The following is a 17,106-nucleotide window of genomic DNA, read 5'->3' as shown; positions in this document are numbered from 1 at the left end:
CTCTCCGCTTGCTTATGGGTAGCGCTACTGCGCTATGGTTAAATGAGGTTTGCCACGGTTTTTCAATTCCGCCGGCACCGGTAAAAACCTCAGTACCGCAAACGGCAAAAAGGCCGGCGGACAAAAGTCCACCAGCCTTACCGCTATCTGCCGCTTTAGGCGACGGCTAGCGGGAGACGCAAGAACCGAATTACTTCAGTTCTACAACTGCGCCAGCTTCTTCCAGCTCTTTCTTAGCGGCTTCAGCTTCGTCTTTGCTTACGCCTTCTTTCAGCGGGCTCGGAGCGCCGTCTACCAGACCTTTAGCTTCTTTCAAGCCCAGGCCAGTGATGCCGCGAACAACCTTGATCACGTTCACTTTCTTGTCGCCCGGAGAGGTCAGGATTACGTCGAAAGAGTCTTTCTCTTCAGCGGCTTCAGCAGCAGCCGGACCAGCGACAACTGCTGCAGCAGCAGTTACGCCGAATTTCTCTTCCATTGCTTCGATCAGCTCAACAACATCCTTAACGGACATTTCGGCAACAGCATTGATGATATCTTCTTTAGTCAGAGACATGATTCAGTACCTGAATTGGTTTGAGCAGTAGCTGCTCGTATTTCGTTTTGAAACTGCGATTCGCTCTAGCGAATAAATTACGCAGCTTCCTGCTCTTTTTGGTCGCGAACGGCCGCAATAGTGCGAACCAGCTTGCCAGCAGATGCTTCTTTCAACACGCTCATCAGCTTGGCGATCGCCTCGTCGTAAGTCGGCAGGCTTGCCAACAATGCGACGTCGGTGATCGCGCCTTCGAAGGCAGCACCTTTCAGTTCCAGCTTGTCATTGCCTTTAGCGAACTGGCTCAGGATACGCGCGCCGGCACCTGGGTGTTCGTTAGAGAATGCAATAATGCTGGGACCTACGAATTTGTCAGTCAGACATTCGTATTCGGTACCTGCCAGAGCGCGACGCGCCAGAGTATTGCGGACGACTTTCAACCAAACGCCGTTCTCGCGAGCCTCTTTGCGCAGAGTGGTCATGTCATTCACGGTTACGCCGCGGGAATCCGCAACAACCGCAGACAGAGCACCTTCAGCAGCTTGCTGGACATCTGCGACAATCGCTTTCTTGTCTTCGAGTCCAATAGCCATAGTGTCACTCCTGGATTTGAAAAAAACCGGACTTAAACGTCCGATCCGTTCCGGTGCATAAAGCTCAAATCCAGTAAAAATACTGGTTTGGGCGACACCGTCTGCGTAGGCTCGAACCTCGCAATGGCCAACCTGGCCGAAGTCCGGATTAAGCCAGGTACGTTAAACCTCAACGCACCTGACACCTACGGTCTTTGACGGCCCACCTTGTGCCGAAGCATTCAGGTGGACCCCAAAGTTCGATTTACTGAGAGGTGATCACACCCCGCAGTGATATTTAGATGTTCAGGGAAGACTGATCGATAACCAGACCCGGGCCCATAGTGGTGCTCAGGGTGATCTTCTTCAGATATACACCTTTTGCAGAAGCCGGCTTGGCTTTCTTCAGGTCGGCAACCAGAGCTTCCAGGTTCTCTTTCAGAGAGTTCGCATCGAAAGCAACTTTACCGATACCACCGTGGATAATGCCGCCTTTGTCAGCGCGGAAACGCACCTGACCCGCTTTGGCATTTTTAACCGCAGTCGCAACGTCTGGAGTTACGGTGCCAGTCTTCGGGTTCGGCATCAGGCCGCGCGGGCCGAGGATTTGACCCAGCTGACCTACAACGCGCATCGCATCGGGAGAAGCGATAACTACGTCGAAGTCCATTTTGCCCGCCTTAACGTCGGCAGCCAGCTCGTCCATACCGATCAGGTCAGCGCCCGCTTCTTTAGCGGCATCAGCGTTTGCACCCTGGGTGAAAACAGCTACGCGAACTTCTTTACCGGTACCGTGCGGCAGAGTGGTCGCACCGCGAACAGCCTGGTCGGATTTACGCGGATCGATGCCCAGGTTTACAGAAGCGTCTACAGTTTCTGCGAACTTAACGTTGGACAGATCTTTCAGCAGGGCTACAGCTTCTTCGATGCCGTAAGCCTTACCAGCTTCAACTTTCTCAGCGATTACGCGCTGACGCTTGCTCAATTTAGCCACTTAGAGACCCTCCACTTCGATACCGGCGCTGCGAGCGGAACCGGCGATAGTGCGCACGGCCGCGTCCAAGTCGGATGCAGTCAGGTCTGCTTTCTTCATTTCTACGATCTCTTCCAGCTGAGCGCGGGTTACTTTACCCACTTTCTCAGTGTTCGGACGACCGGAACCGCTCTTGATCTTGGCAGCCTTGCGCAGCAGTACAGCGGCGGGCGGCGACTTCATGATGAAGGTGAAGGAGCGGTCGTTGTATACAGAGATTACAACTGGAACTGGCAGACCTGGCTCGAGGCTCTGGGTCTGGGCGTTGAACGCCTTACAGAATTCCATGATGTTCACACCGTGCTGACCCAGTGCGGGACCAACGGGCGGACTCGGGTTGGCCTGGCCGGCCTTAACTTGCAGCTTGATATAAGCTTCTACTTTCTTAGCCATTACAGCTCTCCTCTAGTTGGGTATTAGCGCCCGCCGTATCAACCATAGAGTTAAAGGGCAAGCTCCCCGAACCCCGAAATGAAAACTCATTTTCCGGGGACGCGAAAACCCCCTTTCACCTCACGGCGAAAGGGGGCAAAGAATTTATACTGGAATCAGGTCTTTTCTACCTGACTGAACTCCAGTTCAACCGGGGTGGAGCGACCGAAGATCAACACCGCCACTCGCAAGCGGCTCTTCTCGTAGTTGACCTCTTCGACCACACCGTTGAAGTCATTAAACGGCCCGTCGATAACTCGAACCATTTCACCGGGTTCGAACAGCGTCTTGGGCTTGGGCTTATCGGCGGAATCGTCGATGCGATTCAGGATAGCCTGTGCTTCGCGGTCAGTAATCGGGGCCGGCTTATCCGCCTTGCCGCCGATAAAACCCAGCACTCGGGGAGTTTCTTTCACCAAGTGCCAAGTATCGTCGTTCAATTCCATTTCTACCAGGACATAGCCCGGAAAAAATTTGCGCTCACTCTTGCGCTTCTGCCCTGCGCGCATCTCGACCACTTCTTCCGTGGGAACCAGGACTTCACCAAACAGGTGGTCCATTTCGTTCAGCTCAATGCGCTCTTTCAGGGAGCTGGCGACACGCTTCTCATAGCCCGAGTAAGCCTGGACCACATACCAATTCTTTGACATGTATCAACCTTTAGCCGATAAATTTGGAAGCCGCCCAACCCAGAGCCGAATCAAGCGCCCACAAGATCAGCGCCATGATCAACACGAAAACAACCACAATCGCTGTGGTCTGGGTTGCTTCTTGGCGGGTCGGCCAAACCACACGCCTGACTTCAGTTTGCGCTTCGCGCAACAGTTGCCACAGCGCATTGCCTTTGGCGGTGTTTACAGCCACAACCAGAGCTACCAGACAGATGGCAGTTACTGCCAACACTCGGTAAAACAAAGGGAATTCAGCGTAATATGAATTGCCTGCAACAGCACCGCCCACCAGCAGTACTATTAACAACCACTTCAGACCGTCAAGACGAAAGGTTTTCGCTTCTGTTTTAGCATTCATATAAGAAGCCCTTAGCGCAGCACAGATAATCTTTTAGCGCTCATAAACACAAAAGCCCCACTGACAAGTAGGGTTTTGCGACACCCCAAAGCTTATTCAAGCGGAGTGATTAAAAATGGCAGGCCAGGAGGGACTCGAACCCCCAACACCCGGTTTTGGAGACCGGTGCTCTACCAATTGAACTACTGGCCTGTACAGTTTGAGTACTTTCGCACTCAGAGATGAGAGAGCTACAGGAACTCTCCCACCTGATACACCACATAGAGTAATGTGATGTAAAAATCAAAGATTACTCAATGATCTTGGCAACAACGCCCGCACCTACGGTACGACCACCTTCGCGGATAGCGAAGCGCAGGCCGTCTTCCATGGCGATCGGAGCGATCAGGGTAACAACCATTTGAATGTTGTCGCCCGGCATTACCATTTCAGTACCTTCCGGCAGCTCACACGCACCAGTTACGTCGGTAGTACGGAAGTAGAACTGAGGACGGTAGCCTTTGAAGAACGGGGTGTGACGACCACCTTCGTCCTTGGACAGTACGTACACTTCCGCTTCGAACTTGGTGTGCGGAGTGATGGAGCCCGGCTTAGCCAGTACCTGACCACGCTCTACTTCATCACGCTTGGTGCCGCGCAGCAGTGCGCCGATGTTCTCACCAGCACGACCTTCGTCGAGCAGCTTGCGGAACATTTCAACACCAGTACAGGTAGTAGAGGTGGTTTCTTTGATACCAACGATTTCGATCTCGTCGCCAGTGTTGATCACACCGCGCTCTACACGACCGGTTACAACAGTACCGCGACCAGAGATAGAGAATACGTCTTCGATCGGCATCAGGAACGGCAGGTCTACCGCACGCTCCGGCTCAGGGATGTACTCGTCCAGAGTCTCTACCAGCTTCTTAACAGCGGTAGTACCCATTTCGTTGTCGTCTTCGCCGTTCAGGGCCATCAGAGCGGAACCAACGATGATCGGAGTGTCGTCACCCGGGAACTCGTACTGGTCCAGAAGTTCGCGAACTTCCATCTCTACCAGCTCGAGCAGCTCTTCGTCGTCTACCATGTCCGCTTTGTTCAGGAATACAACGATGTAAGGTACACCTACCTGACGGGAAAGCAGGATGTGCTCACGAGTCTGCGGCATGGGGCCGTCAGCTGCGGAACATACCAGGATAGCGCCGTCCATCTGAGCAGCACCGGTGATCATGTTCTTAACGTAGTCGGCGTGTCCCGGGCAGTCTACGTGCGCGTAGTGGCGAGTCGGGGACTCGTACTCAACGTGAGAGGTAGCGATGGTGATACCGCGCTCACGCTCTTCCGGTGCATTGTCGATACCGTCGAAAGCAACAGCGTCACCGCCCCATACTTCCGCACATACGCGGGTCAGAGCAGCGGTCAGGGTGGTTTTACCGTGGTCAACGTGACCGATGGTGCCCACGTTCACGTGGGGCTTGGAACGTTCAAACTTTTCTTTTGCCATTGCAGCCTCCTATATATAGGCGAGCCGATAACGGCACCACCCACGTCCAGAACATGCACATCCGACCCGGAAACTCCGACCCCGGACACAAACAACCGCAAGAGCTCTCACTCTTGCGGTCATATAAAATGGAGCTCATGGGCGGATTTGAACCGCCGACCTCACCCTTACCAAGGGTGTGCTCTACCCCTGAGCTACATGAGCTAAAATCCTTGCCGATAACGGCAACTTAAAGTGTTGCACCCTGGAGAACAGTCCAACCGATCCAAACTTGGAGCGGGCAGCGGGAATCGAACCCGCATCATCAGCTTGGAAGGCTGAGGTTCTACCATTAAACTATGCCCGCTTGCGGGACCTCCATACGAAACTCTTGAGCTTCGCGCAACACCCTAAGGTGTAATATGGTGCAGGGGGGTGGATTCGAACCACCGAAGCTTTCGCGTCAGATTTACAGTCTGATCCCTTTGGCCACTCGGGAACCCCTGCTCAAAGCGGTGTGCATTGTCTACACATCTCGCTGCGCTGTCAACACTTTTTTCTTTAAATTTCACACACTTAGCGGCGAAACCTAGTTTTGACAGCAACGGGATGAAAATGGAGCTGGCGAGAGGAGTCGAACCCCCGACCGGCTGATTACAAGTCAGCTGCTCTACCAACTGAGCTACGCCAGCCCTATCCCGTTCATTGTCGAAGTTGATAAGTCACCCTCGTCAATGGAGGCGGGATTCTATGGGAACTTATCTCGACACGCAACACCTTTTTTGCAGATAAATCAGTTTTTTTGTCGTTTATTCCAACCTGCCGAAAAAAGCAGCGACTTTGGCGGGCGACTGGCGAATTTGTGACAAATTTGCCTTTTTATCAACCGAGCACTTCAGAGCAAAGATTTGGACGTCGATCCAGATCCGGGTATTCATCTTGCAGCTGCCGCCAGAATTCTATCGCCAGGCTTTCCGCGCTACCGGGGGGCATAACGATCCAGCGCTCCATATAGGTCTGCGGCTCCTCCCTAAATTGGGCGCTAACCCCCCTACCCTGTAAATCTTCAGTATGGGATTCAGCCCTGGCCCGCTCGCTGAAAATCCCAAAAGAAATCCCATTCTCCAGGCTGCCTTTGGGAATGACATAGCTGTCGACTCCCTGAGACTGTAGCTCACGCAAGCGATTGTAGGCTTCCCGCCTTGAATTCAGTGGCGGCAGGTATACCCAGTAGCGCATCTGGCCCTGCATCTCTATGTCACGGAGCTCGGCCTTAACCTGTAGAGACTGAATTCGCTGCAATATATCCTCCCCCTGATACTCCTCAGTCAAAGGCCCCACCAGAGTACACAGCTCTGCAACCTCGAAGGACTCCCCGCTCAACCCGTTGCTCTTTTTCTGAGCCGGTAGCTCTTCAGGGGATATTTCACTAACGAGGGTGATTCTTTTTCCCTGCGACTCTTGAGGGAGTGAATTCTGACCGCTATTCATCTGAGGAGCTGGTGCGACCAGCATATGCCAGGAGAAAAGCACCACATTCAGTGCAACTAAGAAAAAAGCTATCCAGCGCATAACAACGTAAATTTTTATGGATTACTAATGGCCAGCCCATCCATCACCAGGTCTGGGACCAGGCGATGTTCGTGCTGATAAACTGCGGAGAGCAACTGTGCGTCCCCACCGGTTAACCACAACAGAGGAGCTGAACCCGTGTGGGCCCGCAACTCTTCCATGGCCCGATCAACCGCGCCCAGTACCATAAGCAGGAGGCCCCGGTTTATCGCTTCATTGGTATTGCGCCCGGCGCTCAGGGTTTTTGTCGGAGCCAGTGCCTCGCGACTTTTTGCTGCATGGGTATCGATACTGAGGGCGCGATTCATCAAGCCGAAACCGGGCACGATATAGCCGCCGATATGGCGCCCGCTATTGTCCAGTAAATCCAGAGTGACCGCACTGCCGCAATCCACAATTAGGGATGCCCGTGGGGATTGCTGATAGGCCGCTAACATTGCCAGCCAGCGGTCCACCCCCAGAGCGGAGTGATCCTCATAACCACAGATAACGCCGGCACACTGTGGCGCAACTGCGGAGAATTCAGCCTCCAGTGTGAACAGGTCTCGGGCCACCTGACTCAAGAATTCAGCAACAACGGGACCGGCAACATTCACTACCCGAAAACGGTAGGGGGTTAAGTCTGCCCAACCCTCAGGCAAAATCTGCTGGCGCAACTGCCCAGTTTCGATATCCCCACGGGCAATCACATCACCCTCGACCAGATAGCGCCACTTACCCCGGGTATTGCCGACATCCAACTCTAAAATCAAACCTGCCCCCGCAAAGAAATTTCACCCCCATGGAATGACTTCTGCCCCTCCTCGGTATCGAGTAACAGGGCTCCCTTGTCATCGACACCGGCGGCAATACCCCGCCAGCTGAGGCTGCCGGACTGCAACTGAACCGGCTGCCCGGCGAACTGATCGAGGGCCGCCCAGGCTTCGCGGTAGGCCGCAAAGCCTTTTTCCGGGTAAGTTGCCAGCATCGGCAACAGTTCGTCGAGTATCGCAGCGGCTAATTCGCTGCGGCCAATTCCCGGGCGAACCTGCTGAAGGTCCGCCCAGGGCTGATCTATGCCCTCAGCAGTCTTTGCGCTGAGGCCATTGTTCAAGCCGATACCGATCACCACCGAACAGCGGTCGGTCAGGTCCCCTTTTAACTCGAGCAGAACCCCGGCCAATTTGCGCCCCTGGCACCACACATCATTCGGCCACTTCAGGCGCACATCCGCCACCGAGAAGCGCGCCAGAGCCCTGGCTACGGCGACACCGACAGCGAGGCTCAAGCCCTCCAGGCACTGCACTCCGCCACTAAAGTCCCAGCCCACCGAGAGGCTGAGGCTGCTGGCGTAGGGGCTGATCCAGTTGCGACCGCGACGCCCCCGCCCGGCGCTTTGCCGCTCGGCGAGCACTGCGACAGCGTGCCCCCGCCCCTGTTCGAGACGCTCTAACAGCAGGGAGTTTGTCGAACCCACCTCATCAAAAACCCGCAACTCACGCAAAAGCGCTCGAGCCGAACCACCCAGCTGCTCGCTAATAGCCTTTTCTGACAGGAGGTCGAGCCCACCGGGCAGGCGATAACCGCGCCCCTTAACGGACTCCAGTGTCAGACCGTAGTACTCAAGCTTTTGCAACTGCTTCCAGACGGCGGCTCGACTGATACCCAGTGCATTCCCGAGGGACTCCCCCGAGTGCATTTCTCCATCCGCCAGAAGCTCCAACACTGGGCGAAGCTGTTCTAGTGGCGTTTTTACGGCTTCATCCTGCAACTTGATTAACCTTTCACGTAGCGGCGGTCATAGCGGTGTCCGAGACTGGTCAGGATCTCATATCCGATAGTTCCGGCATAACCGGCAACCTCATCCGCCGTAAGCTGCTCGTTGAGCACCGCTATCGACTGGAGAGAATCTCGCTCCTCAGCGCTGAGCGCGGAGATATCAAATATGGTGGAATCCATTGATACACGCCCGATAATAGGCAGCGCTCGCCCGCAGCCCCAACCGCGCCCACGCCCACTCTGGGCCCGTATAATGCCATCGGCATACCCTCCGCGGGCGACTGCCAGCCAGCTGCCCGCAGGTGCTTCCTGAGTCGCACCATATCCTACAAATCGGGGCTGGGCGACATAGCGCTTTTGCACGATAGGCAGCTCCAGGGTCACTGTCGCGCGCATCGGATTTTCTGTCCCGGGCACGGGGTTTAGGCCATACAGCGCGGAGCCAGGTCGAGCAATATCAAAGTGATACTCCTCCCCCAAAAAAATGCCGGAAGAGTTGGCCAGGCTGAGCTGAATATTCGGGCACAGCTCGCGCAAGCGGTCACCCGCCCGCTTGAAATAATCCAGCTGAATTTTATTTTGCGGGTGCTGGGGCTCGTCGGCACAAGCGAGGTGACTGAAAAACATCTGTATATCGACGGACTCCAACAGAGGGCGATCCTTGAGCAGCAACTCAAACTCCTCTGGCGTCATCCCCAGTCGGGTCATACCACTGTCAATTTTTAGCGCGCAGGGGGCCCGCAGCTGAGCCTTCCCACAGGTTTCCGCCCAGTTTCTCAACTGGTCGAGAGTAAACAGCGTGGGAATCAAACCGGCACGGGCACACTCCAGCTCAGCACCGGGCCTCACACCGGTAAAGACAACGATATTCACATCGTCGCCGAGATCACTGCGCAAACGCGCTCCCTCAGCCTGGGTAGCCACAAAGAAATCGCGACAGCCCTGAGCGTACAGCGCCGGCGTGACATGAGCCATCCCCAGGCCATAGGCATCTGCTTTCACCACCGCACCGCAGCGGGTACCGCTTTTCAGGCGATCGGCCAGGTCCTGGTAGTTATCTGCTATGGACTTCAAGTTGATACTCAATAGCCCTTCACGCAAGTCATTCATGCCGGTACAACTCTCTAATCAATAAACTAGGTCGCTCCGAGTAGGCTCTCTCGCTGTAGCGCTCGGGCACCGCCTAATATACACCCAACAACCAATAAAAGGCTGACCAGTGAACCCGTGATCATCCACATTATGGAGACCGCATCTCCCACCAGTAGAGCCTTAAACCACTGCTGCTGTGCCACCAGTGGAACCAATTGCCAGATAGGCTGCTCCAGCTCCACCGCCAACATATCCAGAACCAATAACATAGTGACCGGCAAAAGCTGCAATATCCCCAATTGAGTCTGTGCATCCTTAAATGACTGGGATCGCAGTGCCAGTAATATCTGCACAACGGCAATTAACAAAGCCAGTGGCAACAGGGCAAGTCCCATGGCAACCATTCCACCCGGCGTCGTTGCATGCTGTATTCCCATTTCAGCCAAGGGCAAAAATGGAAAAACGGCCATCAGCGAAATCAGCGCAAGCAGTGAAGAGAGCCAACTGATACTGGCTACAGCGAGCACCTTGGCCAGCACCACCTGCCAAGCTGCCAGGGGCTGCTGTAATAGCACTTCGAAACTCATTCTCTCCCGCTCACCGGCAGAGGCATCAATTGATGAGGACAAACAGCCAATAAATAGGGTCATTATCAACAGCGCCGGTATTGAACCCACAATCCAGGCGCTGCGGCTAGAGGGGGTACTCACATCCCGGACCTGTACCTGCCAGGGCGCCACCACTTTTAACGGCACGCCCCTGGCAACCATTCTCTGCTGAACAACAAGCTGGCGCAGTTCAGCCAGTTTTTGCTGTACATGGTTCGCCCCCTGGCCGCTAAAGCGATCGGAGCTGTCGATATATAAATAAACTTTGGGGCTGCGAAAATGGCGATAGTCAGTGGAAAAACCTTCATCAATTTTAACCACCGCATCGTAACCTTGTTCGAGCAGAGCCAGCGGGTCTCCCTCTGACAAACTATCCAGCTCCACCTGTCCCTTGCGCAGCTGCTGCTCCAATACCGGCAAGTCCTGCCCACCCAACAGGGCCAAGAGAACCGTCTTCTCCCCCTGGGACTTAAACATAAACAGCGTCATTGAGGCGATCATTCCGGGAAATAAAAGGGCAAACAGAAGCGATACGCACAGTGCTCGTCGGTCACGCCAAACTTCCAATAACTCCTTTTTCAACAGTGCCAGCATCGCGGGGGTAAATAGTGGTTTTAAAAAATTCATGCCGACACCCCACGTCCAGCTTCAGCCCCATAGGCCAAGGCCACAAAACTGTCTTCCAGATTTTTACACCCGCTGCGCTCGACCAATTCCGCCGGCGTTCCGCTATCGACAACAGCACCTTGAGCCATCACCAATACCCTATCTGACAATTCGGCAACCTCAGCCATAATATGACTGGAAAATAGGATAGCGACGCCCTCGGAGCGCAACCTGATCAGTGTTTTTCGCAGCAACCTAGCAGCAAGCACATCGAGCCCGCGAGTAGGCTCATCGAGTATTAAATGCTTAGGTCGGTGAACCAGGGCGCGCGCCAGCGACACTTTCATTCTCTCTCCCTGGGAAAAACCTTTTGTGCGGCGCTGCCACAAATTCTCTAATTCCAACTCTTCGCGAACAGCATTCAATGCTCGCTGAAGTTCAGCGCCCGATAATCCCTGTGCACTGGCAAAAAAGGATAAATATTCCGCCACCGTAAGGCGCTCATACAGCCCTTCACGATCGCCAACAACACCCAGCTGACGCCTTATTTCCAAGGGTTTTTTCCCGACATCAACCCCTTCGACAAACACATTGCCAGCATCTGCTTTAATTAGCCCGGTTATAATTCTCAGACAGGTGGTTTTTCCCGCCCCATTAGCCCCCAGTAAAGCCGTTATTTGGCCGTCAGGTATACTAAAACTCAGATCTTTGAGTATCTCTTTACCAGAGAACTGCTTGTGGATAGATTCAACTGTGATCACTTGTTATCCCCCTGCCCCGACAACAATTCACCCGGTAGTGCCTGATCAATTTCAGGACCGAAAGCACCCGCCATAAAAGGCGGCCTTTGAATATCAGCAATACAATGGCTCTCTAATGAATCCTGTGGGGATTTTAAAAAATCCTCTATTAATTCCGGGACACAACCTCGCATCGTATTGATATGCCCCCCGTCTGGAATGACCAAGCGTTTTGATTGCGTGAGATAACTCAAATTTTTTTCCGCATAATAGTAAGGCGTAATAGGATCGGCCTCCCCGGAAATAATTAATACCGGGTGATGCCTGACTTCAGGTGTCGCGTAAGTGATTGGAGGCACGGGCCAGACCTTGCAGCCCTCAGCAAAAATCTCAAAAAAAGCCGTACCTAAAAAACTACCGCGAATATCTGCCGCTAGCTCTTCCTCGCTAGTGCGATTTAATTCTTCAGCGCAGGCAACTGACAAGGTGAGCCCCATAGACATACTGCCGTCATCAGATAGCAGCCCAGCCAGCCCCGACAGCGGCAAATAATTCCCCTTGTCGGCCTGGCTGATTGCGTAAGGTAATTGCGCCGCAGTCTCCGGCGTATAAAGTGCCGTTCTGATTAAGTTTTGTAAAAAGCTGCGAGGAATTGCTGCTTCCATCGGACTGCCAGTATGTGGGTCCGGAAAATTAATCATTTGCTCATCCCAGTCACTGAGCAAGCTGTCCAGTGCCCCCCGCCAGTCGCCAAACTCAGCACATACAGAGTCAAGGCGACAGTCTTCCTCAAGCTTTATCAGAGCGTCCTGCGCAGCTTGCGCGGTAAGAAAAACCTTTGTATCTATCGGTGCTACAGCATCCAGAATAAGGACACTCAAACTATCCGGGTACCACTGCTGATAAAGCAGTGCGGTACGGGTTCCCCAAGAGCCCCCCCACAAAGCAATTTTTTTATGCCCCAAGTAGAGGCGCACCCGCTCAAGATCATCCACTGCCTGGCGGCTGTGCAGTGTTTTAGCGAAGGGGGCATTTGCATGGAAACAGGTGGATAATTGCTGAGTGATCCCATCCAGATCTATGTAGACTTCCCCATCGAGGCCACAATCAAACGCGGCGGAATAACCCGAACCACGCCTATCGACCATAACAATTGCCCTATTCCGATTAACTTTATGTAAAGCCTTTAGAATCGGGGTCAAATAGCTCGCCGCCTGTCCGGGACCACCAGCCAATAAGTACAGAGGCTCCAATCCAGTATCATTAACCGCAGGCGCTATCATCACTGCCAAGTCTACGGCGGTTTCAGCTTCACCCACCGATAGCTTGCTACAGCGCAGAGCGCTGCTCCAACCATCCAGATAACAGGACTCAAAGCGACTAAGCTCTCCCTCCTCTGCAACTGCCTGAGACAGCACAGTAAAAAAGCCGATCGCAATGATCGTAAACCTTTGCACCCAGACCACGGCGAATCTCCTATCTGTCAACATTAATCCAGCCAGTGTATCGAAGCACCCCAAAGCTGTCGTCATTTTACAAGCGGCAGATAATGACATTTACATTAGCGCCCGTCCCTGCACAGTGGTATGGTTTCTTATTTACTTGCCCATGATTGCACCCATGAGCTTTTCAGACCGAGAAAAACACCTAATCCGAGCCGCCTTTGCCTGGGGCCAAATCACACAGCAGGAAGGCTATACACTTTCTGACCTTGAAATTGAAAAGTCGGTACTCTTCCGGCGATTACTCGGGGGCCGACCGCCACTGGCATTTCCTCCCCCTTTGCGCCACGGTTTTCCCTGGTATGACGTTATTGAAGGACGCAGCGAACACTTAGTGAGTGCCTCTGAGGCTTCACCGGAGTGCAGTATCATCGCACCGGGCTGTAAGCTCGGCGATACCTGTATCCTTATCGACGGTGCCTTTTGGCGCGTGGTGGAAACCGTGCGTGAACACGAGGAGTACATCGTTGAATGGGGCCAATACCCCATGCAGTGGCGCCTGAAAAAACATTGGGACGTAAACTATGAAATGACGCAACAGCTCCATAGTTTTCGTAAAGATAACCCCAATGCAGAAGTGAGCTTTGACAGCTACTTAAGTCAAAAGGAATACCGGGAATTTCGCATCGACGACGACCAGACCGTATGGCTGTGTGAATGGCAGTTAAGCCGCACCAGCCTGTCTGGCTGGGTTTGGGTTGGGACAATACTTCCAATTCCAGATTACCACCTCGCACCAGTCTTTGACGATGAGCTGGGTCCGGTTATTCTCGGCGAAGAGGATAATGCCAGTGGACAGGCATGGTTGCGCATTGAGGACGCCAGGAATGAATACCGCTTTGTTAAATTGCTTGGCACCTACGACTACCAGTCATTAATTGCCGCAACACCCTCCGACCTAAAGGCCTTTCTACAAGCCTTACAACAAGAGTCCTCAGCAGATATTGAGGTCCTCGACTGGCAGCAGGATAAAGTGGCGCGACGCTTCGCCCTTCCCGCCGAACTGGTACCACTGGAAGATCTCACCTTAAATGAGATGAATTTTGACTTAGTGCCCGATAACGCCTTTGCTTACTAGCTGTCCTAAAGCCCCACCCTGTGGGGCTTTTTTATTTCCAATAGTTTCTTTCCAGCAAATACTGGCGTACCAATCAGCCCCAGTAATCCACAGCTTTGTCCTCCATTACTCTGTTAATAACTGATGTCCGTTTTATGGCGCCTTTGTTACCAACAGAAACCATGGATAGACTTGTGTATAACTCGGGGATATCCCCTGTTAGCCCCGTGTTTCCTTGGCTGCACGGGAGGCGGGTAAAAAAGCAGCACTTTTTGCGTAGATTTCCACAGCCCTGTGTTACTAACAGAAAGTCTGGATAGACTTGTGTATAACTTGAATAAATCGCCTACAGGCCCCGTGGTTACAGGGGATTACCCAAGAGATCAAAAAACCACCGATATTTTTCTTGGCTCATTTTAATTTTTGGCCGAAGCAATATTGGTGCTTCTCTAGTTTTTGGCTTGTTTTTTATCGGATATTTTTTTGTAGAAGCCCTGGCGAACAGGAAGAAAAAGAGGTGTAAAACCCTATTTTTATAGGTTTATTTTTTCAGAGAGGAGCCGGGTAATTTATGCACCGCTATTTTTAGCTTTTGTTTTTTATTTTTACGCGATTTCTTAAATAAAAATTAGAGCGTGAAAATTTCAATTTATTTTCCTGGCCTTTGTCAAAAAAGCCAGCGCAGTAAAAATTAGCTTTTTAATTATTTTTATAAGTTGTCCGGCGTACCCAACCTACACTGTATAGCGAGCAGTGCTCGCCACCCTACGGGCGCCTTCGGCGTACCAAGCTGGCACCTTCGGTGCAGCGCTTGTCACATGGCAGCGCAGGCGCTGCGAGGTAGTAAAAATATTGATCGGGATTTTTTCCAGGCATAAAAAAAGGGCCACCCTATTGGGTGGCCCTTTTCGGATTAGAAGCCTGACGATGACCTACTCTCACATGGGGAAACCCCACACTACCATCGGCGATGTTGCGTTTCACTTCTGAGTTCGGCAAGGGATCAGGTGGTTCCACAACTCTATGGTCGTCAGGCAAACTGGCTTGGGTTGGCGTTGGTCTTATAAGCAATCTGCTTGGCCTGCCGCGTTATCGCTGTTTGCCTCGGTCATTATTGACCGGCGATAACCCCAAATAAGTCGGTAAAACAATCTGTAGTAATACACCGCAAGCGATTATTGTGTGTCTTTCATTCCACAATCCGCTAGCTTGCGCTAGTCGTTAGTAACCATCTCTGTTGTATGGTCAAGCCGCACGGGCAATTAGTACTGGTTAGCTCAACGCCTCACAACGCTTCCACACCCAGCCTATCAACGTGGTAGTCTTCCACGGCCCTTCAGGAGGCTCAAGGCCTCAGGGAGATCTTATCTTGAAGGAGGCTTCCCGCTTAGATGCTTTCAGCGGTTATCCCGTCCGAACATAGCTACCCGGCAATGCCACTGGCGTGACAACCGGAACACCAGAGGTTCGTTCACTCCGGTCCTCTCGTACTAGGAGCAACTCTTCTCAAATCTCCAACGCCCACGGCAGATAGGGACCGAACTGTCTCACGACGTTCTAAACCCAGCTCGCGTACCACTTTAAATGGCGAACAGCCATACCCTTGGGACCGGCTTCAGCCCCAGGATGTGATGAGCCGACATCGAGGTGCCAAACACCGCCGTCGATGTGAACTCTTGGGCGGTATCAGCCTGTTATCCCCGGAGTACCTTTTATCCGTTGAGCGATGGCCCTTCCATACAGAACCACCGGATCACTATGACCTACTTTCGTACCTGCTCGACATGTCTGTCTCGCAGTCAAGCGCACTTATACCATTATGCTCATTGCATGATTTCCGACCATGCTGAGTGCACCTTCGTACTCCTCCGTTACTCTTTGGGAGGAGACCGCCCCAGTCAAACTACCCACCATACACTGTCCTCGATCCGGATAACGGACCAGAGTTAGAACCTCAAACATACCAGGGTGGTATTTCAAGGACGGCTCCACAGTAACTAGCGTTACTGCTTCAAAGCCTCCCACCTATCCTACACAAGTAGGCTCAAAGTTCAGTGCAAAGCTGTAGTAAAGGTTCACGGGGTCTTTCCGTCTAGCCGCGGGTACACTGCATCTTAACAGCGATTTCAATTTCACTGAGTCTCTGGTGGAGACAGCGTGGCCATCGTTACGCCATTCGTGCAGGTCGGAACTTACCCGACAAGGAATTTCGCTACCTTAGGACCGTTATAGTTACGGCCGCCGTTTACCGGGGCTTCGATCAAGAGCTTCGCCGAAGCTAACCCCATCAATTAACCTTCCGGCACCGGGCAGGCGTCACACCGTATACGTCCTCTTACGAGTTTGCACAGTGCTATGTTTTTAATAAACAGTCGCAGCCACCTGGTCACTTCGACCGGCCTCAGCTTAGGGAGCAAGTCCCATCACCAAAACCGGCGTACCTTCTCCCGAAGTTACGGTACCATTTTGCCTAGTTCCTTCACCAGAGTTCTCTCAAGCGCCTTGGTATTCTCTACCTGACCACCTGTGTCGGTTTAGAGTACGATTCACTATTACCTGAAGCTTAGAAGTTTTTCCTGGAAGCAGGGCATCAACCACTTCACCCACTAAGTGGGCTTCGTCATCAGCTCTCAGCCTTCTCATTAAAGAGTATGACCCGGATTTGCCTAAGTCATAAGCCTACAACCTTAAACATGGACAACCAATCGCCATGCCGGCCTAGCCTTCTCCGTCACTCCGTCGCAGTAATAGCGAGTACAGGAATATTAACCTGTTTCCCATCGACTACGGCTTTCGCCCTCGCCTTAGGGGTCGACTAACCCTGTCCCGATTAGCGTTGGACAGGAACCCTTGGTCTTCCGGCGGGGAGGTTTTTCACCTCCCTTATCGTTACTCATGTCAGCATTCGCACTTGTGATACCTCCAGCAGACCTCTCGATCCACCTTCAACGGCTTACACAACGCTCCTCTACCATGCTAATAAATTAGCATCCGCAGCTTCGGTTATCAGTTTGAGCCCCGGTATATCTTCCGCGCAGGCCGACTCGACTAGTGAGCTATTACGCTTTCTTTAAAGGATGGCTGCTTCTAAGCCAACCTCCTAGCTGT

General features: G+C 52.8%; 15 protein-coding genes, 5 tRNA genes and 2 rRNA genes (1 of these 22 running past the window's edge). 1 reads left to right on the top strand and 21 read right to left on the bottom strand.

Annotated elements, in window-relative coordinates:
• Window positions 1-190: 190 nt before the first annotated feature.
• From rplL to ACJJIF_RS17225, 19 genes are all read right to left on the bottom strand, one after another.
• Window positions 191-556: a 50S ribosomal protein L7/L12 gene (gene rplL / locus ACJJIF_RS17315; protein WP_444929556.1), complete on the bottom strand. Its 366-nt coding sequence runs from the start codon at window positions 554-556 to the stop codon at window positions 191-193.
• 77 nt (window positions 557-633) lie between these two features.
• The gene (rplJ, locus tag ACJJIF_RS17310) at window positions 634-1,128 is read right to left on the bottom strand and encodes a 50S ribosomal protein L10 (RefSeq protein WP_282934404.1); all 495 of its coding nucleotides are present in this window, start codon (window positions 1,126-1,128) and stop codon (window positions 634-636) included.
• 277 nt (window positions 1,129-1,405) lie between these two features.
• The gene (rplA, locus tag ACJJIF_RS17305; RefSeq protein ID WP_413664283.1) at window positions 1,406-2,101 is read right to left on the bottom strand and encodes a 50S ribosomal protein L1; all 696 of its coding nucleotides are present in this window, start codon (window positions 2,099-2,101) and stop codon (window positions 1,406-1,408) included.
• Window positions 2,102-2,533: a 50S ribosomal protein L11 gene (rplK, locus tag ACJJIF_RS17300; protein WP_108731645.1), complete on the bottom strand. Its 432-nt coding sequence runs from the start codon at window positions 2,531-2,533 to the stop codon at window positions 2,102-2,104.
• A 155-nt stretch (window positions 2,534-2,688) separates the two neighbouring features.
• Complete coding sequence (gene nusG / locus ACJJIF_RS17295) at window positions 2,689-3,222, bottom strand: transcription termination/antitermination protein NusG (RefSeq protein ID WP_108731644.1); 534 nt, start codon at window positions 3,220-3,222, stop codon at window positions 2,689-2,691.
• Window positions 3,223-3,232: 10 nt separating this feature from the next.
• Entirely contained in the window at window positions 3,233-3,601 is a 369-nt protein-coding gene (secE, locus tag ACJJIF_RS17290) for a preprotein translocase subunit SecE (protein ID WP_108731643.1), read from the bottom strand.
• A 116-nt stretch (window positions 3,602-3,717) separates the two neighbouring features.
• Window positions 3,718-3,793, bottom strand: a tRNA-Trp gene (locus ACJJIF_RS17285).
• 97 nt (window positions 3,794-3,890) lie between these two features.
• On the bottom strand, window positions 3,891-5,084 hold the full coding sequence (tuf, locus tag ACJJIF_RS17280; RefSeq protein WP_444929555.1) for an elongation factor Tu: 1,194 nt from the start codon (window positions 5,082-5,084) through the stop codon (window positions 3,891-3,893).
• 129 nt (window positions 5,085-5,213) lie between these two features.
• Window positions 5,214-5,288 (bottom strand) — tRNA-Thr (locus ACJJIF_RS17275).
• A 68-nt stretch (window positions 5,289-5,356) separates the two neighbouring features.
• Window positions 5,357-5,430 (bottom strand) — tRNA-Gly (locus ACJJIF_RS17270).
• A 56-nt stretch (window positions 5,431-5,486) separates the two neighbouring features.
• Window positions 5,487-5,570, bottom strand: a tRNA-Tyr gene (locus ACJJIF_RS17265).
• Between the two features lie 109 nt (window positions 5,571-5,679).
• Window positions 5,680-5,755, bottom strand: a tRNA-Thr gene (locus ACJJIF_RS17260).
• Between the two features lie 190 nt (window positions 5,756-5,945).
• Window positions 5,946-6,635 (bottom strand): SPOR domain-containing protein, encoded by a 690-nt coding sequence (locus ACJJIF_RS17255; RefSeq protein ID WP_444929554.1) that lies wholly within the window; start codon window positions 6,633-6,635, stop codon window positions 5,946-5,948.
• A gap of 14 nt (window positions 6,636-6,649) precedes the next feature.
• Window positions 6,650-7,387, bottom strand: a complete 738-nt coding sequence (locus ACJJIF_RS17250; protein ID WP_444929553.1) for a type III pantothenate kinase — start codon at window positions 7,385-7,387, stop codon at window positions 6,650-6,652.
• On the bottom strand, window positions 7,384-8,385 hold the full coding sequence (birA, locus tag ACJJIF_RS17245) for a bifunctional biotin--[acetyl-CoA-carboxylase] ligase/biotin operon repressor BirA (protein ID WP_444929552.1): 1,002 nt from the start codon (window positions 8,383-8,385) through the stop codon (window positions 7,384-7,386). Before birA ends, ACJJIF_RS17250 begins: the two co-directional genes overlap by 4 nt.
• 5 nt (window positions 8,386-8,390) lie before the next feature.
• A complete protein-coding gene (alr, locus tag ACJJIF_RS17240; RefSeq protein ID WP_444929551.1) occupies window positions 8,391-9,503 on the bottom strand; it encodes an alanine racemase in 1,113 nt (370 codons plus the stop codon).
• A gap of 26 nt (window positions 9,504-9,529) precedes the next feature.
• Window positions 9,530-10,720 (bottom strand): ABC transporter permease, encoded by a 1,191-nt coding sequence (locus ACJJIF_RS17235; RefSeq protein WP_444929550.1) that lies wholly within the window; start codon window positions 10,718-10,720, stop codon window positions 9,530-9,532.
• Window positions 10,717-11,460, bottom strand: coding sequence for an ABC transporter ATP-binding protein (locus tag ACJJIF_RS17230; protein ID WP_444929549.1), 744 nt, complete (start codon window positions 11,458-11,460; stop codon window positions 10,717-10,719). The genes ACJJIF_RS17235 and ACJJIF_RS17230 overlap by 4 nt, the downstream gene beginning before the upstream one ends.
• Window positions 11,457-12,905 (bottom strand): alpha/beta hydrolase, encoded by a 1,449-nt coding sequence (locus ACJJIF_RS17225; protein ID WP_444929548.1) that lies wholly within the window; start codon window positions 12,903-12,905, stop codon window positions 11,457-11,459. The genes ACJJIF_RS17230 and ACJJIF_RS17225 overlap by 4 nt, the downstream gene beginning before the upstream one ends.
• Before the next feature lie 154 nt (window positions 12,906-13,059).
• Between ACJJIF_RS17225 and ACJJIF_RS17220 the strand changes: the two genes are divergently transcribed.
• The gene (locus tag ACJJIF_RS17220) at window positions 13,060-14,019 is read left to right on the top strand and encodes a hypothetical protein (protein WP_444929547.1); all 960 of its coding nucleotides are present in this window, start codon (window positions 13,060-13,062) and stop codon (window positions 14,017-14,019) included.
• Window positions 14,020-14,917: 898 nt separating this feature from the next.
• Here ACJJIF_RS17220 and rrf read toward each other — a convergent pair.
• Window positions 14,918-15,033: ribosomal RNA gene (gene rrf, locus ACJJIF_RS17215) — 5S ribosomal RNA — on the bottom strand.
• A gap of 206 nt (window positions 15,034-15,239) precedes the next feature.
• A 23S ribosomal RNA gene (locus ACJJIF_RS17210) occupies window positions 15,240-17,106 on the bottom strand; it runs 1,029 nt beyond the window's last position.

The sequence above is a fragment of the Microbulbifer regidiadema (SeqCode) genome, assembly GCF_052467605.1.
The sequence above is the reverse complement of the archived record's forward strand: the minus strand, read 5'-3'. Positions and strand labels throughout refer to the sequence as shown.

Coding starts and splice junctions, on each gene's coding strand:
- ACJJIF_RS17235 (WP_444929550.1), bottom strand. CDS start 10,720: ATGAATTTTTTAAAACCACTATTTACCCCCGCGATGCTGGCACTGTTG.
- rplJ (WP_282934404.1), bottom strand. CDS start 1,128: ATGGCTATTGGACTCGAAGACAAGAAAGCGATTGTCGCAGATGTCCAG.
- nusG (WP_108731644.1), bottom strand. CDS start 3,222: ATGTCAAAGAATTGGTATGTGGTCCAGGCTTACTCGGGCTATGAGAAG.
- rplK (WP_108731645.1), bottom strand. CDS start 2,533: ATGGCTAAGAAAGTAGAAGCTTATATCAAGCTGCAAGTTAAGGCCGGC.
- tuf (WP_444929555.1), bottom strand. CDS start 5,084: ATGGCAAAAGAAAAGTTTGAACGTTCCAAGCCCCACGTGAACGTGGGC.
- alr (WP_444929551.1), bottom strand. CDS start 9,503: ATGAATGACTTGCGTGAAGGGCTATTGAGTATCAACTTGAAGTCCATA.
- ACJJIF_RS17255 (WP_444929554.1), bottom strand. CDS start 6,635: ATGCGCTGGATAGCTTTTTTCTTAGTTGCACTGAATGTGGTGCTTTTC.
- rplL (WP_444929556.1), bottom strand. CDS start 556: ATGTCTCTGACTAAAGAAGATATCATCAATGCTGTTGCCGAAATGTCC.
- secE (WP_108731643.1), bottom strand. CDS start 3,601: ATGAATGCTAAAACAGAAGCGAAAACCTTTCGTCTTGACGGTCTGAAG.
- ACJJIF_RS17220 (WP_444929547.1), top strand. CDS start 13,060: ATGAGCTTTTCAGACCGAGAAAAACACCTAATCCGAGCCGCCTTTGCC.